The organism is Arcobacter sp. 15-2 (assembly GCF_047159865.1).
Classification (GTDB): Bacteria; Campylobacterota; Campylobacteria; order Campylobacterales; family Arcobacteraceae; genus JAIOSF01.
In genome coordinates this window covers 1,944,513-1,966,779 of sequence record NZ_AP038804.1, presented here as the reverse complement: position 1 = coordinate 1,966,779, position 22,267 = coordinate 1,944,513, and the positions used below count along the sequence as shown (strand labels likewise).

Here is a 22,267-nt window from a genome sequence, read left to right as displayed (position 1 = left end):
CCATCACCTAGTTCTACTTTAAAAGTATCATTTCCAGCTCCACCATAAAGTGAGTCAACGCCACCAGCTCCACTTAAGATATCATCTCCACCATTACCTTTAATAATGTTTGTACTATTATCTCCAGTTAAATTATCAGCACTTGAAGAACCTGTTAGTTCTCAAAACCACTAATTGTATCTTGTCCATCACTTCCTGTGTTTTGTTGTCCTGTTGTGCCTAAATCAACAGTTACACCTGAGAGAGCATTTTCAAAAGTAAGGGTGTCGTTCCCTAGTCCACCTTTGAGTATATTATCAGCAGTATTTCCCTCAATCGTATCATCGTGATCACTCCCTACAATATTTTCAATAGTATTATAATAATCAGTATCGCCATTGCTATCCGTTCCTGTTCCAGCTCGCAAGTTTACTTTTACTAAGCTATCATCTATAGCATAACTAACAGTATCACTTCCTAGTCCACCTATAAAGCTATCAGCTCCATCGCCACCTAAAAGTATATCATTTCCAGTGCCACCATCTAGAGTATTTGAACCACTATCTCCGATAAGAGTATCAGCACCTGCACCACCTAAGATATTTTCAAAATTCGATAAACTATCTGTACCTACGCCTGTACCAGTTCCTGTAGCTGCTGCTATATTCGCTTCGTTTGTTCCATCACCATCTATATCAGCACCAGATACTAAACCACCTAAATTTACAGTCACACCAGATGTATTTGTAGAACTAGCATACGAGATAGTATCATCTGCTCCATCGTGACCATCTAAAATATTATCAGCACTATCACCTTCAATGATATCATCGCCATCACTTCCGATCACATTTTCTATATTTGTTACACTATGATCAACGACTCCACCTACTTTAACATTTGAAGTACCTGTATTGTTTAAAGATACTTCAATTTTATTTAAAGCACTTAAAGCACTATAATCAACAGTATCACTTCCTCTATCTCCATTTGCTTCACTTCCACCATCTATAACATCACCAACTTTATCAGCCCCTGTTTTATCTTTTAAAACAAAGCTATCAGAACCAATGCCACCTTTTAAAATATTTACTTCACTATCTCCAGTAATAGTGTCATCTCCACTACCACCTGTGATATTTTCTATAGCATTTAAAGTATCTGTTTCATCACTTCCATCAAAAGTTCCTGTAGCTGCTGCTGTATCGATGATTACATTTGGTGTAGCATCTGATAAGTCTGCTTTTATAGCTTCTGTTCTTGCACTATAATCAGCTGTATCACTTCCATCTCCACCATCAAGTGTATCATTTCCAGTTCCGCCTATTAAAGTATCAGCTCCATCTTCACCATAGAGTTTATCTTCACCAGATTTTCCTTCTAGGGTATCATCATTTAATCCACCATAAAAAGTATCATTTGATGTAGAACCTACAATAGTATCTACAAAATTTGAACCTTTTATCACTTCAATATTTACTAAAGTATCTTTATTATTGTATCCATCATTTGTCACTTGTAGTGTTGTTTGTGATAAATCTACTTTGATACCACCTATAAGATTTGAAGAGTAATCAGCTGTATCAATATTTGTACCACCTGAACCACCGTCAAGATAGTCATCTCCTCGTCCACCTACGAGATTATCATTGCCATCTAAACCTTTTAAGGTATTGTTATCATTATTTCCTGTAAGGCTATCATCACCACTTCCACCCTCAAGGTTTTCGATGTTTTCAATGATAAGTTGTCCAACTCCACTTGACTGAACTGTGTCTACAGATAAATCAACAGTTATATTACTAGTTTGATTTGAAAAACTAGCAAAGTCACCAGTAGTTTCTCCACCTTCACCACCATTAAGATAGTCAACACCTGTTGTTGCACCATTACCTCGAAGAGTGTCATCACCTGTACCACCTACAAGTGAGTTTGCAGCTGTAGTACCTGTTATAGTATCATCTCCAGCACCACCAATAGCACCTTCAATACCTATGAATGTAGTCCCTGCAACTGCACTTCCGTTTAGAGTAAATGTATTTGCACTTAAATCTACTACAACTTTATCAGTAGAAGTACTAGCAATCTTAGAGAAATCTACAGTATCTACATCAGAACCACCAGCACCTAAAGAACCATCATATACAGTAGCACCTTGACCACTGATGATAAAGTTGTCATCACCAGTTCCACCGATGAGGCTATCTGTACCAGTACCAATTACTCCGCCACCATCAAGTGTATCAGCACCTGCTCCACCTTGTAGAGTATTTGCTTTTGTATCTCCTGTGATCTCATCTGCACCTACACCACCTATAACATTTTCTATATCTACTACAACATCTGTATAGGTTGTACTACTTATAGTCTCTTGTGCTGTTTGTATTTGTAAATTTACTACTACTTTATCTGTATTTGTAGTGATATACTCATAACTTAAGGTATCTATGTTATCTCCACCATCAAGATAATCATCTCCTAATCCACCCAAAAGTGTATCGGCTCCTGCTTCACCTCTTAGTGTATTTTTACCACTACTACCTATAAGGGTATCTGAGTTTGTACCCCCTATGATATTTTCTATACTATTTAAAGTATCTGTTTCATCACTTGCATTGAACTCATGTGTCGTGTCTGTATCTGCACCATCATCTACTGTATCAACTATAACAGTTGGTGTTCCTAAAGATAGGTCAGCTTTGATAGCTTCTGTTCGTGTACTATAATCAGCAGTATCACTTCCGAGTCCACCTCTAAGCTCATCATTTCCTAGTCTACCATCTAAAGTATCATCTCCATCTTCACCATATAATGTATCCGAAGCACCACTTCCTCGTATAGTGTCAGTAAAATCTGAACCTTTGAGTGTTTCTATAGAGATAAGAGTATCTGTATCTCCATACCCATCATTGATGATTTGTTCACTTGCTTTCGCTAAATCAGCAACTATACCACCAGCTGTATTTGAAGTATAATCAACAGTATCATTATCTCCTCCACCATCAAGCGTATCATCTCCTGCTCCACCTGTAAGTTGATCGTCTCCTGCTCCACCCTCAATAGTATTATCTGAAATGTTTCCTGCTAAGATATCATTATTTTTGCTACCTATTAAGTTTTCGATGCTTTCAAGTGTTACAATTCCTGCACCTGTATCTTGATTTTCAGTCTTGCTCAAATCAACATCAACTCCTATATTTGAAGTCACAAAATCAAAACTAATAGAATCAGAACCATCTCCTCCTATTAAAGTATCATTTCCACCATTTCCTAAGAGTGTATCATCGCCTTTTCCACCTGATAAGATATTTGTACCTGTTGTACCTGTGATGATATCATCACCACTTCCACCAACAGCACCCTCTATATCTTTAAAAGTATCTGTTCCTTGTGATGCTGATATAAGTTGACTACCATCAGCTATGCTGATAGTTAAATTTTCTGTAGCATTACTATAGTCTGCAACATCAACTCCATCTCCACCATCAAGTAAGTCATCTCCTGCTCCACCTCTTAGTGTATCGTTGTTTGTTCCACCATATAAAAAGTCATTATTTAATCCACCATCGATGAAATCATCACCACTACCACCTTCGATAGTGTTGATTTTGTCATCACCTGTTAAATTATCGTTTGCTTTTCCACCTTTTATATTTTCAATATTTGTTACTTTGTAGTAAGCATCTGTATATACATTTTGACTGATACTTGTTTCTGATAGGTCTATTGTTACATTTTCTATAACTGAATCAAAATTTATAGTATCAACTCCAGCTCCACCATCTAAGCTATCAGAACCTTTCTTTCCAAAAAGTGTATCTTTTCCATCTTCACCTTTTAAAATATTGTTGTTGCTATTTCCTGTAAGAGTATCATCAGAAGCATTTCCTATAATATTTTCTATATTATATATCGTATCATAAGATACTCCATCTTCTTTTACTACACTTTGACTTCCATCTTCTGCTAAAGTTGCATCTATTTTAACACTATCATCTTTTTTACTATAATCTATAGTGTCCCCAACAGTTGAGTTAGTTCCTCCATCAATAATATCAGCACCGCTACTTGCATAAAAAAGATCATCTCCACTTTCACCTTTAAGTACATCAGCACCAGAACCACCATCTAAGGTATCATCTCCAGCACCTGCTTCAAATTTATTTCCTATATTATTTGTGTCTGTAGAGATTAAAGTATCATTATAGTTTGAACCTTTGATATTTTCTATATTTTTCAACTCATCTGTTTCATCTGGAGTAGTAAGTGTACCACTTCCGGTATTATCCAACTCTATATTTACACCATAATCAGAATAACTGTAATCAACAGTATCAGCTCCAGCACCACCATCTAGAGTGTTGTTTTGATCATTACCTTTAATAGTATCATCGCCAGCACCACCTATAATATTTTCTATATTTCTTAAAGTATCTGTATCAGAAGAATTTACTACACCAGCACCAATACCATCTGTTACTGTTAAGTCAACCACCACTTTTGATATTCCATCTGTAAGGTACTCATAACTCATAGTATCAGAACCACTCAAACCATCTATGATATTTTTTGAGCTATTTCCTGTGATGGTGTCATTTTTGTTTGAACCATTTACATTCTCTATATCTAAAAGGGTATCGACTCTACCTGTCCCTGTAGTTTGCGTTGTAGTTTTACTCAAATCTACAACTATATCAGTAATACTATCAGAATAATCTACTGTATCTCCGTTTTGATAATCTTCTCCACCGTCGAGTATATTTGTTCCTAATCCACCTCTTAGTGTATCATCTCCTGCTAATCCTTGTATATGGTTATCTTCAATATCTCCATACAGTGTATCTGACAAGTTTGCGATATCTGTACCCTTGATATTTTCAATGTTATAAAGTCTATCATAACCTGAACTTGTCCCATCAGAATAGTTTTCATCTAATTTTACAACTATGTTTGCATCAGTAACTTCAGAAAAATCAATAGTATCTTCATCATCTCCACCATCTATAGTATTATTTTGTTCATTCCCTGCAAAAATATCAGCATGTGATGTACCTATAATATTATCAATATTAAAAAGCTGGTCATCTCCTATAGAATCATCTCCATCAATTACATCTTTAGCTGTACCAAAAGACTCATCCTCTTTTTGTAACTTAACACTAACTCCACCACCTGCATCTTCAAAACTAGCAGTATTTTCTCCAGCTTCTCCATCTAAATAGTCATCGCCTTTTCCACCATTTAAAGTATCATCACCTTCTCCACCATTTAAAGTATCATTACCAGCTTTTCCATATAAAGTGTCATTTCCTTTTCTTCCATCTAGTGAATTGTTGTTGGTATCTCCTGTAATGGTGTCATCAAAATCACTTCCTATTACATTTTCTATTTCCTCAATAGTATCTTCTAATCCTTCAGCTTTACCTTTACCTTCAGTAAGATTTATATCGACACCTTCACCTCTTGTGCCTGCTGTATCTTGATAATTTTCATAAGAGAGAGTATCATCTCCCTCTCCACCATATACAGTATTTGTTCCAAGACCAAGTTCGATGATATCATTACCAGCATTTCCCCGTACAGTATCATCTCCACTACCTGCCACAACAGTATCATTTGCAATAGATCCATATACTTCTGTATCTACATCACTCGTACGAATAATATTGTCATTTACATTTGTAGCAAGTACAAAACCTGATTCAATACCTTTAACAGGTGTATAGTCATACGAGCTATCTTTAGTTGGATCTATCTCTTTAATATTTACACCATAAGATGATTCAAAATTAAGAGTTTGATTCTCTTCGGATGGTGCTTGAAAACCTGCATTTTTACTTGCTTCACTTACATTGTCCATACTAAATTTTGATTGGCCTGAAATTTTCATTTCAAAATCTTCATCGGTACTTTGTTCATATTTGATAATAAAATCAATAGACACAACGATACCATTTTTCTCATTTACCGTAAAACCATTCTCTAAATCATCAGCTTTTTTGATAGTAAAACTTCCATCAGCATTCTCTGTAGCACCTACGATCTCTACACCATTAGGAAGCCCTGATATAGTTACACTTTTCATAGCATAACCCTCAGGTTGGGTAGGTTTTAATCGAATAGTTCTAGAGGTATAGTCTTCATTTATATAAGTGCTATTATCAGCATGTATAATAACTTTATCATAAGCATTTGTTGTTTTATCAGTTGTATCTATCGTTTCAGGGTCAGTTTGTTGTTTTAAATCTGCACCTTTATTATCATTTGGATAGTTATTGGTATATTGTGTACCTCCACCACCTTGTACTTCATGCGTTTGTGAATCTTCAGTGTCTGGTTCAGATGCTGATATATGTTGAACATCTATATCAAAACGCAAAGTTGGTTTAACACCTTCAACTTCTGCTGTGTTATCTTCTGTAGAAGATGATTTTTTTGATTCATTATCTGTAAAAGGAGTTTCTTCAACTGGTTCTACATCTTCAAGTGGCTGAACATAAGGAGCATCAAGATCTTCAGAATAAGCATCAAAGTCTTCAGAATCATCAACATCTTGTACTATAATAATTGGCTGTGGTGTTACTTCAGGGGCTTCAAGTTTGACCTCTTGGTCTATTTTTACCTCTATACTCGCAGGGATAGACTCTAAAGGAAGGTCATTTACCTCTTCGATAGCTGATAAAATTGCACCTAAAGAGAGTTGACCTCCTACTCCAAAATTAAAAAATGGGGGAGTATCATTATAACCCATAAGAGCCATAGATACAAAAGTAAAAGAACCTTCATTAGGAACTTCGATAATAATATCACCACCAACAAGTTTATAGTCTAAATCTGCTAGGTTGATATCTTCAAGTAAGAAGTCTATCTCATCTCCAGGTCTAACATATACGGAGATATTATCACCTTTGTTTGGTGCTTTTTTGATCTCTACTTTGTTGCTTTTATATTTTACTATATTACTATCTTTAATTTCAGCCATGAAATTCCCCTTATTAAAAAATAATTAGTTACTTTATATTAGCATAATATTCCATAATAACCTATTATATCAAGATGATATTCTGTATAAATGAAAAGAGTATCAAAAAGATACATTTAACTTTTTTATATGTATTTTTATGTTATTGTAAAAGAAATAAAATGAGGTGTCCAAAATGTATTTAGTCGTAGATGATTCACGCATGGCAAGAAAAATGGCTGTCAAAAATCTTTCACTTTTAGTAGGCGAAGATAAAAACATAAGAGAAGCAACAAATGGCTTAGAAGCTGTGACACTCTATAAAGAAAAAAAACCTACACTTTGTTTGATGGATTTAACCATGCCTATCATGGATGGATTTGAAGCGATAAAAGAGATTCGTGCATTTGACAAAGATGCAAAAATCATAGTAGTAAGTGCAGATATACAAGAGATATCTATGCAAAAAGCAAAAGAAAATGGAGCAATAGGTTTTATAAAAAAACCAGTGGGCAATCAAAATTTAAAAAATATGTTAACAAAATTAGGATTAATATAAATGAAAAATATCATTGAACTAAATGAAGATGAAAAAGACTGTTTACAAGAACTTATGAACATCTCTTATGGAGCAGCAACAGCTGCTATTTCTGAAATCATAGGTAAATTTGCAACATTATCTATCCCTTGTATTAGCACTATATCATCAAATCAACTAAGAGCATACCTAGATCAAAAACTCCCAACAGAACATACTTATTATGTAGCAAATCAGTTAGTAAATGGATACTTATCAGGAGAAAATATTTTTATAATTGATGAAATCTCAAGCATAAATTTAGCACATGAATTTGACCTAGAAGAGGATGAGATAAATGATAATGAGATACAAGATATCATATTAGAAATAACAAATATCCTCTCTTCTGCTACCTCAGGAAAACTAGCATCTCTTATAGATACAAGTATCTCTTTCAATGCTCCACATATAACAAAAATACACTCACTAGATGAGTTTGATAAAAGGTTTGAGGGGGAATATAATCAAGTTATTATTATAGCAACTGAACTTCACTTTAAAGAGCAAAATATCAAGGGTGAACTTATGATACTCTCAAAAAACGAATCATCTATTTTCCTTAAAAAAGCACTTAACAATGCTTTAGACAATTTATAAAAGGGCAAAATATGAATATAGATAACAAAACTATTTTCAATACTGTCAACAATGGAATCATAATACTTGATGAAAATTTAAATATCTTAGCATGGAATAACTGGCTTGAGATATTTACAAAAATAAAAGAAAAAGATATCATAAATAAAAATATTTGTGACTATTTCCCATACATAAATGAGAAAAAACTCAAACGAAAAGCAAAAACTGTTTTAGTCACAAATGCACCCTCATTTTTAAGCCTCAATACAAATAGATTCTTGATTGATATCCCTGTAAGTAATATTACTAATACAACTTTTAAATCAATGCAACAAGATATAACAATTTTACCCTACGATATAGAAAAAAAGCATATTTGTATTTATATTTATGACAATACTCTTATGTGTGAAATAAACCATAAACTAGAAGAGGCAAATCAAGAACTCATTGAGATGTCACATAGAGATCCCTTAACACATATTTTCAACAGAAGATACTTTGCAGAACAATCAAAAAAAATAAAAGCATATTCACAAAGAAACAACAATTTACCCTTTAGTTTACTCACACTAGACATAGATAATTTTAAAAAAATAAATGATACTTATGGGCATCTTGTAGGAGATGAAGTTATCATAACTACAGCAAATCTTATCAATCAAGAGATAAGAGAAAGTGATATAGCAGCTAGATTTGGTGGAGAAGAATTTGTTATGTTACTTCAAGACTGCCCAATACAAGATGCAGTAACAGTGGCAGAAAAAGTAAGACAAAGTATAGAAAAAGTATCACTTACAATAAACTCCAACGCAATTATCAAGTTTACAGTAAGCATAGGTGTAGCACAATTTGATCAGACTTTAGATGACGACAATATTGAAAATACCCTAGCAAGATCAGACACCGCTTTATATGAAGCAAAAAATAAGGGAAGAAATAGAACTGTTATATCAAAATAATAGTTCTATAGAGTAAAACTATAAGATTTTTTCTATAATTGGGGTAAATGCTTTGGTTTTGATAGTAACAATTTCCCCTATTGTTAGATTTTCCACTTCATCTTCACTTACTACTACTTCAACGAGTTGCTGACCAATTGAAACTATAGCGATATTTATAACATCAACTTTTATAATATCAAGGATTTCACCCTCAAAAGAAAACTTTGCACTACCACTTGTTTTGAGCAAAATATCTTTTGGCGTATCATCATTTAAAATCTTTCCATTATCCAAGATAACAACTCTTGAAGATAAACGATATATCTCACTAGGATCATGACTCACCATAATTGTAGTCGTTCCAAACTCTTTGTGCAAAGTAAGTATCTCTTGCTGTAGCTTTGTTCTCATATTTGGATCAAGTGCAGATAAAGGCTCATCCATCAAAAGTAGTTTTGGTTTATTCATCATAGCACGACACAAACTCACACGCTGTTTTTGTCCACCACTTAAAGTATTTGGCAATCTATTTTTTAACTCACTTAACTCAGTGATAGCTAAAAGTTTATCTGCTAGAAGTGTATCTTTTGTGACATATAAAAGATTTTCTTCCACACTCATATTTGGGAAAAGGGCATAGTCTTGGAACACAAAACCTATTTTTCTTTTTTGGACAGGTAAAGACTTTGTATCGTCAAGCCAAATTTCATCTCCAACTTTTATAGTTCCTTGAGCTTCTTCTAGTCCTGCTAATATTCTCAAAAGTGTCGTTTTCCCACTTCCACTTTGCCCAGCAAGTGCCACAAAATCACCCTCTTGTATTTTTAAATCAATATCTAAATTCATCTCTCCACTTGCACCATGAAGTTTTTTATTTATATCTATTTTTATCATTTCATATTCTTTCTTTGAGCTTTTTTTACTATATTTTTTATCATATTATTAAAAACAAAATAATGCAATGGAATCATACTATACCAATACAATCTACCCCATACCCCTTTTGGATAAAAGTATGCAGATTGGATGAGCGTGTCATTTTCTATTTTGAACTCTAACCAAGCAGTTCCAGGTACTTTCATCTGAGCTAATAGTAGCATTCTTTCATTTTCTTTGATATCTGCAACTTTCCAAAAATCTAAACTATCCCCTATTCGTAACTCATTTTGTACTCGGCGTCCTCTTTTTAATCCAACACCACCGATTATTTTATCGATAAGTCCTCTTATCTCCCATAAAAGATCAAAAGCAAACCAGCCATTTTTTCCACCAATACTTGTAAATGTTTTATAGACATCTTGCTTCTGTAAACCCTCTATACTCAGTATTTTTTGATCCACAAAAATAGCATCAGATATCTCTCTATCGTGATCTTTGTCCCAATTTACACCCCAATTATCACTCCATCTACTTACAACTTGGTTGTTTTTAATCTCTTCAATAGCCTTATGTACACTATCTTTAAATGAGATAGGTTTTATATGTGGAAAATATTTTTTAGCATTATCATTTTGAATCGTTACCTCAGACTTCAAACCCTCAATAAGTGCTTTTGCTACGATAAAAGGAACAGGTGTAAATAAGTTCAACCAATAAGAAGATAAACTTATAGTCAAAAAAGGTACAGGTATCAAAATCCTCTTAAGACCCAGTACCTTTCCAGTTTGTTGCATCATATCTCTATAACTGAGCTCTTCACTTCCGATATCTACGATGAGTTTTTCTTTGGTTTCTAAACGAATAGAATCATATAAATAGTCAAGTACATTTTGCACAGCAATTGGTTGAGCTTTTGTATACACCCATTTTGGTGTTGTCATGATAGGAAGTTTTTCAGTAAGATTTCTAATGATTTCAAAACTCGTACTACCAGACCCTATAATCACCCCTGCTCTTATCCATATAGTTTGAACTGTAGAAGATGAGCTAAGTACTTCTCCTGTTTCTATTCGACTTAGAAGATGTTCACTTGTAAGGTCATTTTTCACTCCTAAACCACCTAGATATATCACCCTTTTTACACCACACTCTTCTGCCACATCTATAAAGTTTTGTGCTGATATTTTGTCTAGGTCTTTATAGTTTTCTTTATTTAAAGAGTGAACCATGTAGTAAGCTGTATCGACATCTTTTAAAGCTAGTCGTAGTTTATCTTTATCAAATGTATCTCCCTCTATAACTTCTAAATCTTTTAAGACCTCTTTTGAAAGACTATTTTTATTTCTAACAAAAAGTTTAAGTTCGACACTTTTATCTTTTAGTAATTTATGTTTTAGTCGTCTACCTATATATCCAGTAGAGCCTGTTAAAAGAACTTTCATTTTTTATCCTTTTATTTATATGTTATCTTATTTTATTGTAAAATGATAGTGTATTTACACAGTAAGAGTAGACCATCTCTTATCATTTTGTAATGCTTTATTTAAAAGCTTGCCTGTATGATTACAAACTATTCCTACTTTTTCTAATTTTTTGACAGCTTTATACTCTTGTGCACACACAATACAAGAGCTAAACTCTACACCATCTTTTATCATCTCTTTTACTTTTTTCTGTATCTTTTTTGTTTTTACGACAGACTTTATAGACGCACCCCAAAACATTATATGTACTCGTTTCCAATACCCTCTTGGAAGTGAAACTCCACCATAAAGTAGTGGAAACTTTAATATACTATCAACATTATCCGTTGAGATCACTATCAATAAATTTTCTTTTTTCATTTTTGTTCCTATGTTAATTTTAATTCTTCACTTATATCTTTTATAAGTTTAGAAAATGGTTTTTTAGATAAATCTTCTTCATCACTTAAATTGAAAATATCTTTTTTGATTTGTTGAAATGGTATACCTGTTAAATATTGTAACTCTTTGAGTCTACTCTCTGGATACAATTCTACTTTTGTTATCATCTCATATACTATATCTTTATGAGCTTTGTATCTTTCATTTAGTTTAAAAACTTCTATATATTTATCATATTCATTTGAGAACTGTTCTTTAAGTGGTATATCTATATCTTTTTTATCTTTCACATGTAAGTTTTTACAATCCTTATCTAGAAATAATTTGAATTTTACTTTATGTTCAAAGTCAAAATATTTAGAACTAGGAGCAACATTTTTAAATTCTTTATTCTTTTTTAACTTACTATTACAAGTATAACAAGAAGGAATAAAGTTATATAAAGATAATCCAAGATATGGATAAGTTGCTTTGTCATAATAATGATCTATTGTAAACTTATTTTTATTTCCAACATCTGTATTATAAGAATTTACAAAATCAATATTACAATAATAGCAAGTAGAAACAATAAGATTATCTTCAAAAAAAGGCTTTATAGTCGTTGATTGATACTTCGTATAGTTAAATACTTCTAGAATATATTTATTGTTTTTTATATCATCAGAAGTACCTATTTTTTCTTTTAGTTTTTGTATTGTATTAAACTTTCCAATTACAATACATTTAAAACTAATATCTTGAAATAAAGTATCAAATTTTCCTATTTTTTCATTTTTATATTGATTGAATAATGTTTCACTTTTTTCTAGTTTTTCACAATATTTATTTCTATCAAAATTATTAGTATAATTAATTTTTAGCATTTTTTAATTTCTCAAGATACGATTTACGCTCTTCTATTTTTGATAACTCTAAATCAATAGTATCTTTATCTAAAAATATAAGTTCCAATTCATCTAAATAATTTTTTATAACTGTTTTTAAAAATGGCTCACCTATTATTGATTGAATATGATTAAATCTTTCTTTTTTTGATTCATAATCAATTTTCTGAGTATTAAAATTTACATCTTCTTTTTTTAAATCTTTATTTTCATCATAGAATTTTTTAATCTCTTCTATCTTCCCCTTTGCAAACTCACCCATAAGTCCATCACTCATAAAAAACCCATCAGATAAAAGTGTGTGTATATTTGCACCGAAAGTTTGTTTCTCTTTAAATGGATATTCTTGTTTTCCATCTTTTAAAAATATTACATTTTTTGCTGGTAAATCAGAAAGAATAAATGGGGAATGAGAAGTAATAATAAAATGTAACTTTTTATTTAAAGTTGAAAATATATTTATTAATTCATTGATATACTGTTTTTGCCACTTAGAATGAATCCCTAAATCAGGTTCATCTAATAAAATAATACAATCATCATTTTTTTTCATTAATTCTTCATAGACAAAAACTGTATCTGTAAACTGTCTTCTTTCACCATGACTTAAATCAAATAAATTTCTTTCTTCCTCATCTTGTAAATCTATATTTATACATTCATTCTTTAATAAATTAAAAAATAAATCTTCAACATTTTCAAAATAATTTACCATAAATTCTTTAATAGTAAGTGTTTGATTATTTTCTAACCTATTTAGATATTCAATTTCTACTTTAGTTAAATTATCTATATTTTTTTTATTCTTAAATATTGTTATCTTTATTGGAATGAATTTAAACTTTAGCTCAATTTTTTCTGTAAATGTTTTAAAAATAGATTTATATACTTCTTGTTTAAGTTTTTCTAGTTTTAAAATTTCAGAATTTGAACCTTCAGCAAATTTTTTTATATAAATATTTGAAATATGCGTTGCAGAATTAAAGAAATCAGAAAAGTTTCTTATATTTGCTGTTTTTAAAATATCAGAATTTAGATAAGAAAAATATTCAAAATTATTTTCTATTTTTTGATAGTCTTTATTGCAATTGATATCTTTTAAGTTTGTTGAAATATAATAAATACCATCTTTTTCGTATAATAAAATACTTAACTCTATTTTATTTAATATTTGTTCAACAATACTACTCTTCCCACTCCCATTCTCACCAACGATAGCAGTAATATTTATATTATCAGGAAAGATACTCACATAATCTTTTCTTTTATCATCAATAGTTAATTCTTTTGTATCTTCATCATATTCACACTTAAACCTAGGAGAAAAATTAAATCCTTGTTTCTTTATATTTTTATACTTTTCTACCCATAAATAAACTAGTTCCATCTTTATCCTTTTTTTAAATTGTTTAGTTAAGTGACTAAACAGTTATCCAACTAAACAAAAAGTTTAGCTACTTTACTAAACTATTCTATATTAACACCTCTATTTAGTTTTAAAACCCAACTTTTTTTATTTTGCCATTAAATATATACACACTTAAAAGTACTAAAAAACTGATAAGAACCATTATAGCACTATAAATATGGGCAGAGTTATAGTCCATAATCTCTACAAACTCGTAAATAGCAACAGAAGCTACTTTTGTTTCTCCAGGGATACTTCCTCCTAGCATCAACACTATTCCAAACTCACCAACGGTATGTGCAAATGTGATGATAATAGCTGTCATCAAAGATGGTTTCATATTTGGTAAAGCGACTTTGATGATAGTTTCAAATTTACTTTTTCCGCTTATATAACTAGCTTCTAACATATTTTTATTGATCGACTCAAAGCCACCTTGAATAGGCTGAACCATAAAAGGGAGTGAGTAAAAACAACTAGCGATGATAAGACCAGTAAAATTAAACACTAATTTTATCCCAAAAGTATCTTCAAAAAATGCCCCAATAGGAGAATTGTGTGAAAGTATCACAAGGATATAAAAGCCCAAGACAGAAGGTGGTAGTACAAGTGGCAAAGCGGTGATAGCTTCTAAAATAGGTTTTGCTTTTGATTTTGTTTGAGAAAGATACCAAGCAAATGGTACACACAAAATAAAAAGTATCACGGTAGTAATCGTTGCTAGCTTAAAAGATATCCAAAAAGGTTCAAACTCAATAGTTTGCAGTATCTCAATCATAAGACAACTTTTCCTATAGATAAATCGCTAGCTTTTATAAAAGCTGTAACAGTATCTCCAACTTGTAAGTTCATTTTTTTAGATGAATTTACTGTTATGATTGACTCCAAAGTAGTATCAAAAAATGCCAATTTCACACTACTTAAAAGTTGTCCATTTTCTATGCTTGTAATAACACATTTAAGTTGATTTGAATAGCTTAATTCCCCATCAACATTTTTACCCAATGCAATATGTGTAGGTTTTACAACTAAAGATACTTTTGTTCCTATTTGTATAGTTTCATTGAGTTCTAAACTCATCATAGCAAAAGTTTGACCACAAAAATCAAACTTTACTATATGCAAACTATCACATTTTTGTATATTTGCAACTGTTGCTATGAGTTTATTCATGGAACTAAATATCCAAAATCATTCATTATTTGTTTTGCTTTTTTACCTAACATAAAAGTATAAAAAGAAGCTACTTCATTATTTTTTTCACCATTTTTCACTACAACTATCCCTTGATTTATAGGAGTGTATAGTTTTGGATCGACATCTGCCCAGTTTTCATTTTTGTTGTACTGAGACATTGTTGGACTAAAAAGTGATGACTTTGCTATAAAACCTATATCTGCTGCTGTAAGAGCATACGATACTGTTTGTGAAATAGACTCAGCATATACAAATTTTCCTAAAACACTATTATATATTTGTGCATTTTTGACAGCTTCAACCGCTGCTTTTCCGTATGGTGCTGTTTTTGGATTTGCTATTGCTATTTTCGATATCTTTGAATTTTCTAAGAGATTGATCCCTTTTGAAAAATCATATTTTTTGCTACTAAAGTATGCCAAACTTCCTTGTGCATATACAAGAGGTCGTGTAACTGCAATATTATCATCATACAAACTTTGAGGATACTTCATATTTGCAGACATAAAAAGCTGATATGGTGCTCCATTTCTTATTTGAGCTGTAAGTTTTCCACTACTTCCCAAAGTAACATTTACTTTTGTATCAGGATGGATTTGATTAAACTCAGCCACTAACTCGTTTATAGCATAACTTACATTTGCAGCAACTGCAATATTTATAGTTCCAGCAAATAAAACGCTCGAACTCAATAAACTTCCTAGAATTATTTTTTTTAACATCTCTATCTCCTTTATTTTCCTATCATCACATCAGATGATTTTATAATAGCCAGTACACTATCGCCCACTTTTAAATCAAGATTTTCAGTTGAACTTTTAGTAATAACTGTAGCTATTTTATCACCATTTCCTATATCTATTAAAATTTCTGAGTTAATATCACCTAGAATAATATCAGTAATAACTCCTTGAAATTTATTTCTAGCACTTATAGAAAGATTTATATCAGTACTCACAAGTACAGAGCTAGATTTTATAATAGCCACAACATCATCACCTATATCTAACTCTAAGTTATCAATAGCACCATTTGTAATAACACTCACAAGAGTAAGTCCACTTTTTAGCTTGATATAAACAGAAGAGTTTACCGTGTCTTTTTCGATTGATTCAACAACTCCTTGAATCTTATTTCGTGCACTAATTTGCATAGAAAACCTTTCTAAAGATTTCAAAACACCTGTATTGAAATCTGTCATTTGTGTTAGTTGTGATAAAAACTTTTTATGTTCTTGTTGAAGGCGAAAATATGTTTGTACCAAATTTTTGCCATAAGGGGTAACTTTAGCACCACCACCACCAACTCCACCTGTAACTTTTTCAACAACTATTGTTGGACATAAGTTATTCATAGCTGTGATTGCATCCCATGCAGTTTTATAACTCATAGGAACTTTTTTAGCAGCTTTACTAATCGAACCAGCTTCTTCAATATAATTGATCAGCTGTATCCTTTTTTCAAGTAAAAGAGGTGTATCACTATTGAATATTGTTAAAGATGAAGAAAATTCCACACTAAGTCCTTATATAATTAAGTATATAACGAATATCATCAAAAAATCGCATACACATTTAAAAATAATACCGTTATATAACTTAATATATAATGATATCTTTAAATAATTTTTATCTACTCATCAATCATATCGTCAGTAGCTTTAAGTACATATATAAAAGTATCTACTTCAAACTCATCATAAGTTTCAACCGTCACAGGCTCTCTTTGAAACTCTTCCCCCTCAAACTCATCTAAATAATCCCAATGATTGATAAGATTTGCAGAGGTAAATAAAAATCCATGTATAGTATCTCCATTTTCATCTAAATGTATTCCAGGGTATCCCATACTAGCACTCCACCCAGCATCTTTAAGATGCCCTCTTACCACAGCAGGAGTAAACTTTCCAACAACTTTTTCCAGTACATGTCCATTTGGACAATTTGGCATCAATGTACCATATACAAACAATGTTTCTTTCATATTACTTAAATATCTCCACTTTATTTCGTCCATTTTTTTTAGCTTGATAAAGAACAATATCTGCTTTTTGTACAAATCTTTCTTTTGTATCATCTATCATATATTCAGACACCCCTAAACTAATAGTGGTATGTTTTATAGTTTTAAACTCATATGACTCTACTGCCAGCCGTATTTTTTCTGCAAGTATTTGTGCTTGAGATATTGTAGTATTTGGTGTGATGATTATAAACTCTTCACCTCCCCATCTTCCAACTACATCTGTTTTACGAACACTTTTTTGCAAGATTTGAGCTACTATTTTTAATGTTTCATCACCTACATCATGACCATAAGTATCATTTACACTTTTAAAATAATCTATATCAATTAAAAGCAAAGATAAATGTGTTTTATATCTCTTACTGCGTTCTATCTCAATAAGAAATGCTTTTTCTAAATAATGTCTATTATACAACTTCGTCAATTGATCAGTAATAGAAAATCTTTCTAGAGTTTTTTTGTCGGTAATATTTTGACTAATTGATCGATATCCTATTTTTTTATTATTGGCAAAAATAGGCTCTATATTCATCGAGAACCAAATCTCTTCTCTATCTTTTGTGAGATTTTTTACTTCACCACTCCAAAAATTATCAGCTTCTAATCGTTCCCATAGGTTATCAAAAAAAGCTTTTGTCATATCAGGATGTCTCATCAAAGAGTGAGTTTGACCTACAAGTTCAGAAGCACTAAAGCCTATCTCATTGAGATATGCTTTGTTTACATGAGTAATTATACCATCTAAATCCGTTGAAAGAATTAATACATATTTATCAACCATCTCTTGCTGTTCTTTGATAGCTTTATTTGCCAATACAATTTTTTTATTGAGTAAGTTAACTGCTCTATTTTTGTACAGTATTCCAAAAAGTACCACTAAAAACACACCACTTATTTTCCAAAGCATCGTATAATCAAACTCTTGTGCTACTTTGATAGATATCCAGTGTCCTACCAAAGTTCTTCTTTGATCTTCATCAATATCATCCAAAGCCTTTTGCATAATACTATTTAAAAGTGGTTCATCATTTCTCGACGCAATACTAATGGTAATATCAAAATCTAGTTTTCCTGCTACTTTCAAATCTAACATAGAATATTGTTGTATTGCATACCCAATAGTAGGCATAGCATCAATATACCCAAACAACTCACCACTTCTTACTTTTTCTAACCCATCTTTTGTATTTTCAACATTGATAATTTGTATAAGAGGATTTCTACTTTTAAGCACATCTATAAAAGCATAGTTTTTCACTATTCCTATTTTTTTATTTGAAAGTTCTTTTTCATTTTTAATAAAAAATTTATCAGATTTTGTAGCAATAACAAAAGGTTCAGTTACATACGGTTTTGTAAAATTCATACTCTCTTTTCTGCTTGGTATCTCCATAGATACAGGCAAAATATCACATTTTCGTTGTCGAATATTATTAAGTGATTCAGACCATTCTTTTGTAGGGAGCAGTTCAATTGGAGTATCGATATCTTTAGATATGATTTTCATAAAATCTGCACCTATCCCTTTATGTTTGCCATTTTGATCTATCTGTTCAAAAGGCAACCAATCAGGTAATACACACATCAAAATCTTTTTCTTCTTTTGTAAATACTCTTTTTCTTCTTTTGTCAGACTATTATTAAAAGTTTTTTTTGATTCTATATTGACCCATTTTGTATACAACTTATTAATTTCTGCTAGAGGAATAGCATGATCTGTTTTTTCTAAAATAGATTTCAATAACCGTTCCCCTTTTTTTACTCCCATAGGCATTTTTGTTTCTAGTGGAAGACCTAAATTATTAACTGTAACTATTTTGAAATTTGTTAACCACTTCTCTTGTATAAAATAATTGAGTGTAGGGATATTGTCTACAACAGCAAAAGCTTTATTTGTAGCGACTGCTTGAACTGCTTCTTGTCGTGTTTTTACACTATAGAGTTCTATTTCTGGAAAATTCTTTTTTATATGGTCTTCAAGGTAAGACATCTTTACAACAGCAAGTTTTTTTCCAAATAAGTCTTTTATGGAGTTTAGTTTGTTTTCTTTATTCGTACCAAACCCTATTAAAAATGTAATATGACTAAAACTTGTATAATCAACAAACTCTTTTCTTCTCTCATTTATTGCAAGATGAGGAATAATATCAAGAGTTCCATCGTGTAACATATTGAGCTGTTCTGCCCAAGTTTTATCGATATATCGTATCTCTTTATTAAGGTATTTTCCCATTAAATTAACAACATCTATAGTATATCCAATAGGATGATTATCTTCTCTATAATTAAATGGTTGAAAATCTGTTAGATTCATAACACTCAAGTATGGTTTATTGTCCAAATACTCTTGCTCTTCTTCTGTTAAAGTAACTAAGGTGTTTGTTTTCTCTACATCAACAGCTTGTAAAAAAATATTGAAAATGATTAGTAGTATAAATATTTTTTTTAGCACAATAAATTCCTTTCCATATACTTCACTTATATCTTTTGTTTTATTAAGTATTCTATCATACTTTTCTCATCATTTGCTATTGCAAAATGTCCAGAACTATGCACGAACTTCATAGTATCATCAGCAAGAAGAGCTTTTCCGTGAAGCTCAAACGAACCTGATCTTACTGCTGGGATTCTTACTTTCCAGTTGTTGTCCTCTTTATCTTCCCATACCACAGCTTTGATGTTTGGTGTAAGTTTTGCATTTACATAAGTAGCCCAATGAGGAGTAAACTCTGAGAGTTCCAAAATACGAGGATTGTCATCAAACATAAAAGAATCTCTGATTATATCTTTTGCAGCATGTAAACTTTCAGCAAACTCAGCCATAGAGTTCAAAACTGTCATAGCAAAATCAACCGCTTTTTCAAACTGTATATCTTGTTCAGGGCTATTGATTTTTGAGCAATTAAAACATTTGATTAAATTTGAGTATTCAAATGGTTTGGCTCTTTGTATCCCTACATCGTTGTCATCTACAAGTCGTATGAGTTTTGATATCTTAGGATAATCCTCTTCAAAACCCAAATACTCCCAAATAAGCCCTGCACTACTTTTACCACCTTTGTTTTGATGATGATCAAAATACTTATCTCCATCAAACTTTTTGCTTATATCTATCACCATATCATAAGGTGAAAAATCCTCAGTGTCATGGTCTATACGATGAACTATGATTTCATCTTCTGTAAAAAGTCTAAGAAGTGCTACAGCTGTTACTTCATCTGCATGAAATATTTTGTTGTGCGTTGCTATGTTTAGAGTCATGGTTGGTTTCCTTTCTTTTATCTAATTTATTATACAAGTTATTATCTTCGTTGTCTTTGTATTTTTGATTCTAGTCTATTTGTGTAAAAAGAGATAGGATAAGTGAGCATAAGATACCCTAAAGCAAGTGGAATATAACTCTCAAGTGTAGAGTAAGTATAGGCATTTACCTCTTGTGCATTCATTGTAAATTCACTTATGGAAATAATAGATAAAAGTGATGAATCTTTTATGATACTTGCTAGTTGCCCTGTAAGTGCTGGTAACATTCGTGAAAAAGCTTGTGGAAAAATCACATATAAGTACATTTGAAAGTTTGTCAAGCCTAAGCTTAGGCTTGCTTCATATTGTTCTTTATCTATTGATTCTATTGCTCCTCGTATGATTTCACTTACATAAGCTCCTGCAAAAAGTGCCAATATAAATGTACCTACGACATATCTATTTTCAAAGCCTAAGTTATTTGCAAAGACATAGAAAAAAATAAGAATCTGAACCAAAAGAGGCGTTCCTCTTATAATTTCTATATAAAATCTTGCAAAAAATCGTAGAACCAACAGCTTAGAGTTTTGAGCATACGCAAAAAATAGTCCAATGATAAAGCTTAAAATAAGTGCAAAAAAAGAGATGATAATCGTCATCATAAAACCGTCTATAAACTTTTGCTTATATTCATAAACACTTTCCCAGTGAAAATCATACGAGAGATTTTTAAACATAAAATAAAATAAAACGAATACTAAAGTTAAAAGAAGCACTAAGTTAAAAAGATACACCCCTCTTGAAAGAGGTTTCTCTTTTTTAAATCCTAGTTCGTGAATGAATAGTTTTTTTAAATTGATTTGTAGTTCCTAAAAAAAGAATGGAATACCAAGTTTATCAAAAGTCTTTTTGGCATCACTTAGATATTTATTTGCAAAAGTTTCAAATGTACCATCTTCTTTTGCTTTTGCAATAAACGCATCTACTTCTTTTTTTAAAGGGTTGTCTTTCTTGATTGCAACTCCCCAGTACTCAGGAGAGTCTTGAAAAGATGCTAACAATGGTACAGTTGTATCCATATTTTTTGCATAGTTTTTATAAATAGTTAACTGATCATAAATAAATCCATCTGCCTTACCCTGAACCACTTCTATAACACAAGCAGCTTCTTTATCAAAAACTAAAACAGTTGCATTTTTCAAATAATCTTTTGCATAAATATGTCCAGTCGAACCTTTTTTAACAGCAACAGTTTTCCCCGCAACATTTAAGTCTTTTATAGATTTGATACCAGAGTTTTTATTTGCTAAAATTGCCAAAGATGATTGTGCATAAGGTACTGAAAAATCAATTGTTTTTTTTCTTTCATCTGTTATAGTCATTGAAGAGATAATCAGATCGATTTTTCCAGTTTTTAGTGAAGGGATCAGTCCATCCCATGCAATATTTTCTATTACCACTTCTTTACCAAGTGAAGCACCTAATGCTTTTGCAAAATCGACAGAAATCCCAGATGGTGTTCCATCTTTCTGGCTCATTTCAAATGGAGGATAAGCCAACTCCATCCCAACTTTTAAAACTTTTTTATTTTGTTCTTGTTTATTATCGTTACATCCAGATATCACTAAAGCAAGCAGTGATGTAAACATTAGAAGAAATATTTTTTTCATATTATACCTTTAAATTTTTTGTATTATCACATATTTTGTATATATAGTAA

General features: G+C 31.3%; 18 protein-coding genes. 3 read left to right on the top strand and 15 right to left on the bottom strand.

Features of this window, described 5'->3' with window-relative positions; all coding sequences use genetic code 11:
• Nucleotides 1-154 precede the first annotated feature (154 nt).
• The gene (locus tag ACMCMH_RS10075) at nt 155-6,961 is read right to left on the bottom strand and encodes a hypothetical protein (protein WP_412725170.1); all 6,807 of its coding nucleotides are present in this window, start codon (nt 6,959-6,961) and stop codon (nt 155-157) included.
• A 175-nt stretch (nt 6,962-7,136) separates the two neighbouring features.
• On the opposite strand from ACMCMH_RS10075, the gene ACMCMH_RS10070 reads away from it, so the two are divergent.
• From ACMCMH_RS10070 to ACMCMH_RS10060, 3 genes are read left to right on the top strand one after another with little or no spacing between them, the layout of a single operon-like run.
• Complete coding sequence (locus ACMCMH_RS10070) at nt 7,137-7,499, top strand: response regulator (RefSeq protein WP_412725168.1); 363 nt, start codon at nt 7,137-7,139, stop codon at nt 7,497-7,499.
• On the top strand, nt 7,500-8,117 hold the full coding sequence (locus tag ACMCMH_RS10065) for a chemotaxis protein CheC (RefSeq protein WP_412725166.1): 618 nt from the start codon (nt 7,500-7,502) through the stop codon (nt 8,115-8,117). It abuts the gene before it with no gap.
• A gap of 11 nt (nt 8,118-8,128) precedes the next feature.
• A complete protein-coding gene (locus tag ACMCMH_RS10060; RefSeq protein ID WP_412725164.1) occupies nt 8,129-9,061 on the top strand; it encodes a diguanylate cyclase in 933 nt (310 codons plus the stop codon).
• 18 nt (nt 9,062-9,079) lie between these two features.
• On the opposite strand, the gene ACMCMH_RS10055 is transcribed toward ACMCMH_RS10060, so the two are convergent.
• The 14 genes from ACMCMH_RS10055 to ACMCMH_RS09990 form a co-directional block, all read right to left on the bottom strand.
• Nucleotides 9,080-9,937 carry an ABC transporter ATP-binding protein gene (locus tag ACMCMH_RS10055; protein WP_412725162.1) on the bottom strand — a complete coding sequence of 286 codons (858 nt, stop codon included), beginning with the start codon at nt 9,935-9,937 and terminating at the stop codon, nt 9,080-9,082.
• Complete coding sequence (locus tag ACMCMH_RS10050) at nt 9,934-11,364, bottom strand: SDR family oxidoreductase (protein ID WP_412725160.1); 1,431 nt, start codon at nt 11,362-11,364, stop codon at nt 9,934-9,936. Before ACMCMH_RS10050 ends, ACMCMH_RS10055 begins: the two co-directional genes overlap by 4 nt.
• 54 nt (nt 11,365-11,418) lie before the next feature.
• On the bottom strand, nt 11,419-11,766 hold the full coding sequence (locus ACMCMH_RS10045; RefSeq protein ID WP_412725158.1) for a DsrE family protein: 348 nt from the start codon (nt 11,764-11,766) through the stop codon (nt 11,419-11,421).
• An 8-nt stretch (nt 11,767-11,774) separates the two neighbouring features.
• Nucleotides 11,775-12,653: a hypothetical protein gene (locus ACMCMH_RS10040; RefSeq protein ID WP_412725156.1), complete on the bottom strand. Its 879-nt coding sequence runs from the start codon at nt 12,651-12,653 to the stop codon at nt 11,775-11,777.
• Nucleotides 12,640-14,061, bottom strand: coding sequence for an AAA family ATPase (locus tag ACMCMH_RS10035; protein WP_412725154.1), 1,422 nt, complete (start codon nt 14,059-14,061; stop codon nt 12,640-12,642). Before ACMCMH_RS10035 ends, ACMCMH_RS10040 begins: the two co-directional genes overlap by 14 nt.
• Nucleotides 14,062-14,170: 109 nt before the next feature.
• Complete coding sequence (gene modB / locus ACMCMH_RS10030) at nt 14,171-14,860, bottom strand: molybdate ABC transporter permease subunit (RefSeq protein ID WP_412725152.1); 690 nt, start codon at nt 14,858-14,860, stop codon at nt 14,171-14,173.
• A complete protein-coding gene (locus tag ACMCMH_RS10025) occupies nt 14,857-15,255 on the bottom strand; it encodes a TOBE domain-containing protein (RefSeq protein WP_412725150.1) in 399 nt (132 codons plus the stop codon). The genes modB and ACMCMH_RS10025 overlap by 4 nt, the downstream gene beginning before the upstream one ends.
• Nucleotides 15,252-16,001 carry a molybdate ABC transporter substrate-binding protein gene (modA, locus tag ACMCMH_RS10020; protein ID WP_412725148.1) on the bottom strand — a complete coding sequence of 250 codons (750 nt, stop codon included), beginning with the start codon at nt 15,999-16,001 and terminating at the stop codon, nt 15,252-15,254. Before modA ends, ACMCMH_RS10025 begins: the two co-directional genes overlap by 4 nt.
• Before the next feature lie 11 nt (nt 16,002-16,012).
• Nucleotides 16,013-16,795, bottom strand: coding sequence for a TOBE domain-containing protein (locus ACMCMH_RS10015; RefSeq protein WP_412725146.1), 783 nt, complete (start codon nt 16,793-16,795; stop codon nt 16,013-16,015).
• Nucleotides 16,796-16,911: 116 nt separating this feature from the next.
• Nucleotides 16,912-17,262, bottom strand: a complete 351-nt coding sequence (locus ACMCMH_RS10010; protein WP_412725144.1) for a gamma-glutamylcyclotransferase — start codon at nt 17,260-17,262, stop codon at nt 16,912-16,914.
• Between the two features lies 1 nt (nt 17,263).
• Nucleotides 17,264-19,756: a diguanylate cyclase gene (locus ACMCMH_RS10005; protein WP_412725142.1), complete on the bottom strand. Its 2,493-nt coding sequence runs from the start codon at nt 19,754-19,756 to the stop codon at nt 17,264-17,266.
• 26 nt (nt 19,757-19,782) lie between these two features.
• Nucleotides 19,783-20,565, bottom strand: coding sequence for an MYG1 family protein (locus tag ACMCMH_RS10000; RefSeq protein ID WP_412725140.1), 783 nt, complete (start codon nt 20,563-20,565; stop codon nt 19,783-19,785).
• A gap of 41 nt (nt 20,566-20,606) precedes the next feature.
• The gene (locus ACMCMH_RS09995) at nt 20,607-21,284 is read right to left on the bottom strand and encodes an amino acid ABC transporter permease (protein WP_412725138.1); all 678 of its coding nucleotides are present in this window, start codon (nt 21,282-21,284) and stop codon (nt 20,607-20,609) included.
• Between the two features lie 132 nt (nt 21,285-21,416).
• On the bottom strand, nt 21,417-22,217 hold the full coding sequence (locus ACMCMH_RS09990; RefSeq protein ID WP_412725136.1) for a transporter substrate-binding domain-containing protein: 801 nt from the start codon (nt 22,215-22,217) through the stop codon (nt 21,417-21,419).
• Nucleotides 22,218-22,267: the final 50 nt, after the last annotated feature.

Excerpts from the sequence above, each read along its gene's own strand:
- ACMCMH_RS10075 (WP_412725170.1), bottom strand. The coding sequence starts at position 6,961 with ATGGCTGAAATTAAAGATAGTAATATAGTAAAATATAAAAGCAACAAA.
- ACMCMH_RS10070 (WP_412725168.1), top strand. The coding sequence starts at position 7,137 with ATGTATTTAGTCGTAGATGATTCACGCATGGCAAGAAAAATGGCTGTC.
- ACMCMH_RS10065 (WP_412725166.1), top strand. The coding sequence starts at position 7,500 with ATGAAAAATATCATTGAACTAAATGAAGATGAAAAAGACTGTTTACAA.
- ACMCMH_RS10060 (WP_412725164.1), top strand. The coding sequence starts at position 8,129 with ATGAATATAGATAACAAAACTATTTTCAATACTGTCAACAATGGAATC.
- ACMCMH_RS10055 (WP_412725162.1), bottom strand. The coding sequence starts at position 9,937 with ATGATAAAAATAGATATAAATAAAAAACTTCATGGTGCAAGTGGAGAG.
- ACMCMH_RS10050 (WP_412725160.1), bottom strand. The coding sequence starts at position 11,364 with ATGAAAGTTCTTTTAACAGGCTCTACTGGATATATAGGTAGACGACTA.
- ACMCMH_RS10045 (WP_412725158.1), bottom strand. The coding sequence starts at position 11,766 with ATGAAAAAAGAAAATTTATTGATAGTGATCTCAACGGATAATGTTGAT.
- ACMCMH_RS10040 (WP_412725156.1), bottom strand. The coding sequence starts at position 12,653 with ATGCTAAAAATTAATTATACTAATAATTTTGATAGAAATAAATATTGT.
- ACMCMH_RS10035 (WP_412725154.1), bottom strand. The coding sequence starts at position 14,061 with ATGGAACTAGTTTATTTATGGGTAGAAAAGTATAAAAATATAAAGAAA.
- modB (WP_412725152.1), bottom strand. The coding sequence starts at position 14,860 with ATGATTGAGATACTGCAAACTATTGAGTTTGAACCTTTTTGGATATCT.
- ACMCMH_RS10025 (WP_412725150.1), bottom strand. The coding sequence starts at position 15,255 with ATGAATAAACTCATAGCAACAGTTGCAAATATACAAAAATGTGATAGT.
- modA (WP_412725148.1), bottom strand. The coding sequence starts at position 16,001 with ATGTTAAAAAAAATAATTCTAGGAAGTTTATTGAGTTCGAGCGTTTTA.
- ACMCMH_RS10010 (WP_412725144.1), bottom strand. The coding sequence starts at position 17,262 with ATGAAAGAAACATTGTTTGTATATGGTACATTGATGCCAAATTGTCCA.
- ACMCMH_RS10000 (WP_412725140.1), bottom strand. The coding sequence starts at position 20,565 with ATGACTCTAAACATAGCAACGCACAACAAAATATTTCATGCAGATGAA.
- ACMCMH_RS09995 (WP_412725138.1), bottom strand. The coding sequence starts at position 21,284 with ATGTTTAAAAATCTCTCGTATGATTTTCACTGGGAAAGTGTTTATGAA.
- ACMCMH_RS09990 (WP_412725136.1), bottom strand. The coding sequence starts at position 22,217 with ATGAAAAAAATATTTCTTCTAATGTTTACATCACTGCTTGCTTTAGTG.